The organism is Parabacteroides hominis (genome assembly GCF_014287585.1).
Lineage (GTDB): Bacteria > Bacteroidota > Bacteroidia > Bacteroidales > Tannerellaceae > Parabacteroides > Parabacteroides hominis.
In genome coordinates, this window is sequence record NZ_JACOOJ010000082.1 from 1 (window position 1) to 4,859 (window position 4,859).

Annotated in this window: 2 protein-coding genes and 1 pseudogene; all 3 read right to left on the bottom strand. The window is 40.1% G+C overall.

Annotated elements, in window-relative coordinates:
* Positions 1 to 215: 215 nt before the first annotated feature.
* A pseudogene (locus H8S65_RS21415) lies at positions 216 to 308 on the bottom strand (AAA family ATPase); the annotation flags it as partial.
* A 242-nt stretch (positions 309 to 550) separates the two neighbouring features.
* Positions 551 to 1,969, bottom strand: coding sequence for a RagB/SusD family nutrient uptake outer membrane protein (locus tag H8S65_RS20650; RefSeq protein ID WP_186931691.1), 1,419 nt, complete (start codon positions 1,967 to 1,969; stop codon positions 551 to 553).
* Positions 1,970 to 2,000: 31 nt separating this feature from the next.
* Positions 2,001 to 4,859, bottom strand: a 2,859-nt coding sequence (locus H8S65_RS20655; protein WP_255489340.1) for a SusC/RagA family TonB-linked outer membrane protein, incomplete at its 5' end; no start/stop codon positions are given.

The window sequence follows — 4,859 nt, forward strand, 5'->3', positions numbered from 1 at the left end:
GAAATTACCAGAGTCTTTGCAGAACTTGGTATATCTGCAATATCCTGATTGTTAATGGATTAATTATACATGTAGTCTAAGCTATTATCTATTTATAAGAAATAATGCATCGAATATGATTTATGTGCATGTATTTGATATACAGAGTATTAATATATATACTCTAAATAATGGTTTTTTCAAAGATGATCGTAAATAGGACTATGGTTCTACCTTAATTGCGGAGTATAATATGGATGATTTTTCATTTTGTCGGCAATCATACTTCCGGATCATTCATCTGATATTCGCTTTCCGGTATCAGTAAAATTCCGATCATCGGCAATACGTCCGTAAACGAATGGTGCTTCCATAGAACAATCTTTTTATTATAAACAAACGTAGTGACAATAGTTGAATGCCATAAATATGAAACCGATTAATTTGAAATCAACTCATTTCAAATTAATCGGTTTCATGTATATTGCTTAAAAGAATGCGCTCCCGGATCAAGTCCGGGATTACAGGATAGTGAATTATGACACGACCCTTTTCATTCAGATTCTATTTTTTAGAAGTACCCTTCGTTCTGTTTGATATTAGGATTAACATCGATTTCAGCCTGCGGTATTGCCAAAATCGTTCGATAATCCTGATAGCTCGGAGAAATAAGATCGGTATTGTTCAGGAAGTGATATCCCCCTTTGCGGGTTACCGTAATTCCTAAACGCATGATGTCGTAAAAACGATGGCCTTCCATTACCAATTCCTTGCGTCTTTCTTTCAAGACCAATGCTTCAGTTGCAGTCACATCTGTTGCGGAAGGAATAGCGCGTTTGATAATTGCATTCAAATATTTATTTGCACTGGCCTGATCAGCCGACGATTTTTTTAATGCAGCCTCTGCAGCGATCAAATAAATATCCGACAGACGAATTACACGGATGTTGTTTACGGCAGCTTTACCATTGATACCCGGATATTTATTCATATAAGTACGACCTTCAACCGATGTAGCAGCTAACAAATTGCGACGGATGTCATCCGGATTCTCATTAATAAGATCCTCAAATTCTTTTGTGTTGGAAACAGCTGCATACCCTTTAGGATCGACTACATAACCAAACATTTCACGATTACCGGCATCCAAATCCGAGATTTCCAGATCGAATACAGATTCCGAAGAGTATCTTCCCGACCATGCTGCCACATAATTTTCTGTTTTCAACAAAGAATACGGAGAATTATTAATTACATCTTCAGCATAAGAAAAAGCCTTGTCCCAATCCCTTTTATATAGATTGACACGTGCCAGCAAGCCTTTTACAGCCCAACTGTTGAAACGTCCGTCTTTTACATCCGTTCCAATATATTTCAAAGCTTCTTCCAAATCGTTGATGACCATTTCATATCCTTCTGCTACAGTTGAACGGCCTGGTAGATCGTCTGCGCTCAAAACCTCTTTCACTAATACGACGCCCGGAGTGGCTCCATTATCTACAAAATAGGGTTTCCCGTATGTGATTAGCAAGTCAAAGTGACATAAAGCGCGAAGAGCCAAAGCCTCTCCTTTTGCGTTATTGAGTTCATCTCCGGCAGGAAGGTCGCCTGTTTCAATTGCGTTTAGCAATACATTGGCGCGATTAATGATCTTGTACGGAAAACTCCACAGATCTTCCGGCGAGTTATTCTGACGATGCGTGAAACGGTAATAAGTATCTGTTCTTAAACCACCGGAAGAAATTGTCTGCACATCTTCACCTCCGACTTCGGCACGTGAAACAAAGTCACAACCGTAATAGCTGTCGTCTTTTAAACTGTAGTATGTACCATTCAATGCTGTTTCTACATCTTGCAAAGATGTGATAGCATCTGTACTGACCAATGAATCTGAAGGGAGAGTTTCCAGATATCCATCACAAGATGTAAATGTAACTGAAGCTATTGCAGCAGCAACAAATATAGATTTTATATTTAGTCTATTCATCATTGTTATTATTTATAGTAAAACGAATTCCGGATTACAATCCGATTTCAATACCAAATGTTACTGATTTCAAGTTAGGCAATGCCCAAGTAGCTACACCTTTAACCGGTTGTTCAGGATCAATATTCTTATAAGCAGCCCATGTCAACAGGTTATTACCGGATGCAAAGATTCTGACATTTCTCATTCCGGCAGCCTGCATCCATTTTGAAGGCAAATTATAAGATAATGTCACGGTTTTCAGACGAAGATGATTTGAGCTTTTCATATGGCGGGAACTTCCGTAACGAGCATATTGGTAGCTATTGATACGTCTCGGAACATCTGTGATATCGCCAGGCTTCTGCCATCTGTCCAACTGCTGGATACCGATGGATTGATATGCTGTTTCACCATCCGTATCAGTGTACAGCAACGCAGGATCATCCATGATATGACCACCTAAAGAGAATGAAAATAAAGCATTTAAATCCAATCCTTTCCAAGAAAGAGTATTTCTCCATCCCCCGGTTATTTTAGGGTCCGGTTTTCCAACGATAACACGTTGAGCCTGTGACGGGTCTTTAGTCAATTCACGATTAATTGTTCCATCTTCATTCTCTGTGTTCAATACCCATTGCTCTTCACCTGTTTGCGGATCGACGCCAGCCCATTCACGACTCCACCAGGAATAATAAGATTCACCTTCTCTTAAAATAGTAGTTCCGTCAATGATGTCTTTTCCTCCATACAGTTTGCTGACCTTATTTTTATTGTGAGACAAAACAATACCGGTAGACCATTTTAGAGCAGTTTCGTTGAATACGTCATAGTTTACATCCAATTCTATACCGCGGTTATTCATAGCACCCACATTTTTCAATGTGTTATTGAAACCTGTGGTCATAGATACCGGAACATCCTGCAGCAAGTCTTTTGTTTCACGATTATAGAAATCGAATGCGACGCTTAAACGGCCGAACAGTCTGGCATCAAAACCGATGTTGAAGTTCTCATTCTTTTCCCATCCCAAATCAGGGTTAGGGATAGTCGTAGGAGCAGATCCCGGTTGATCCTGATAGTTATAACCATAACCGAACAGACTTAAGTGGGAATAAAATTTAGAAGGCAAAGTACCATTTATACCGTATGAAACTCTCAGTTTTAAATCATCAACATAAGTCAAATCCTTCATGAAAGCTTCCTGGCTCAATCTCCAAGCACCTGAAACAGACCAGAAGTTACCCCAACGTTTGTTTGCTCCTAATCTCGAACTACCGTCACGACGGTAATTTGCTGAAATATAATACTTGTTATCGTAGTCATAGTTGATACGGGAGAGCAAAGACAACAGGTGGTCTTCCTTATATCCGGACGCTGCCGTCATCGGTTCCGAAGTGTTCTCCAGCTCCGGCAGTTTATCGTGCGGATAGTTAGCTCCGACAGCCTGGACATATTGTTCTTTTCTATCATCGACATCCCAACCGACCAAAACATCCAAATTATGTTTGTCAGCAAATGTATTGGTATAATTCAATACTGTTGATGAATAGATATTGTGATGCTGATACGGATATTTGATCATCAAACCTTTGTAAGCCTCACCGTTATTTGAATTCATCGGCCAATAAGTCGTAGACTGGTTGTCGATAAAGTCATAACTTATTGTTTCCTTGATTGTCAAACCTTCGATTATTTTATAAGAAGCCCACAGGGAGTTGGTGCTTCTCAATACTTCCGAGGTGTTTTTGTCCAGTCCCTGGTCTTTTAATGGGTTAGGCACGTTTAACTGAGCCAACGGGAAACCGTCGTAAAACGATCCATCTTCATTATAGATAGGAATGTTAGGAATAGCATACCAGTTTTTAACAAAATAGGCATTGGCATAAGCTGTACCTTCCGAAGCCATTTCTGATTTTTGTTTTGAGAATGAGATGTTTGCTCCCATCTGCATCTTCCCATCTTTTGATCTGTGGGTAACGTTAGCTCTACCGGTAAAACCTTCCATACCGGTTGTATTGATCATACCGTCTTCTGTTTTGTAGTTTAATGAAGCAAAGAAACTGGTCTGCTCGCTACCTCCTTGTGCTGAAAATTCATAATTCTGGTTGAATGCTGTTTTCTTGAACAATGCATCTTCCCAGTTTGAATAGCGATCTCTCAGAGGGGCGAAAGTATCTGCACCATCCTGCGCATAAGCTCTTGCTTCCTCATCTGACATATCCTTGTACAGGATACCTTCATTGTAATAAGCTTCATAGGTAAGTTCATGTTGCTGTTCCCCGGAAACAGTTTCTCTGTTTTTAACAGCCCAGTCGGAAAAGCCCCAGTTTGCTTTAAAATTGATTTGGGTTTTACCTTCCTTACCTCTTTTCGTCGTAATAAGGATTACACCATTTGCGGCACGTGAACCGTACAAGGAAGCAGCTGCCGCGTCTTTCAAAACCGTAATGTTTTCAATATCGCTCGGATTGATTGAAGACATAATATTGAATGCTTTTGAATCATTGTTTACTCCAGATACGGCAATATCACCGGAAACAACGGGTACTCCGTCAATTACATAGAGAGGTTCATTTGTGGCGTTCATGGAACCTGTACCACGAATACGAATACTTAAACCTGCACCAGGCTGTCCGCTGCTTGAATTAACAGTCAGACCTGTTGTTGCGCCTTGCAAGGCTTGCTCAAAAGATGTAACAGGTACATCTTTTAATATTTTCTCTGCATTCACTGATGAAGCTGCTCCGGTAAATGATGATTTTTTAGCAGTACCATAAGCGACAACCATAACTTCGTCAAGCATCTGATTGTCTGATGCCAACAAGACATGTAACGTCGGTTTTACCCCGACTTCCTGGGACTTCATACCTACAAAAGAAACGATCAGAGTCTTTGCAGAACTTGGTACATC

Excerpts from the sequence above, each read along its gene's own strand:
- H8S65_RS20650 (WP_186931691.1), bottom strand. The coding sequence starts at position 1,969 with ATGATGAATAGACTAAATATAAAATCTATATTTGTTGCTGCTGCAATA.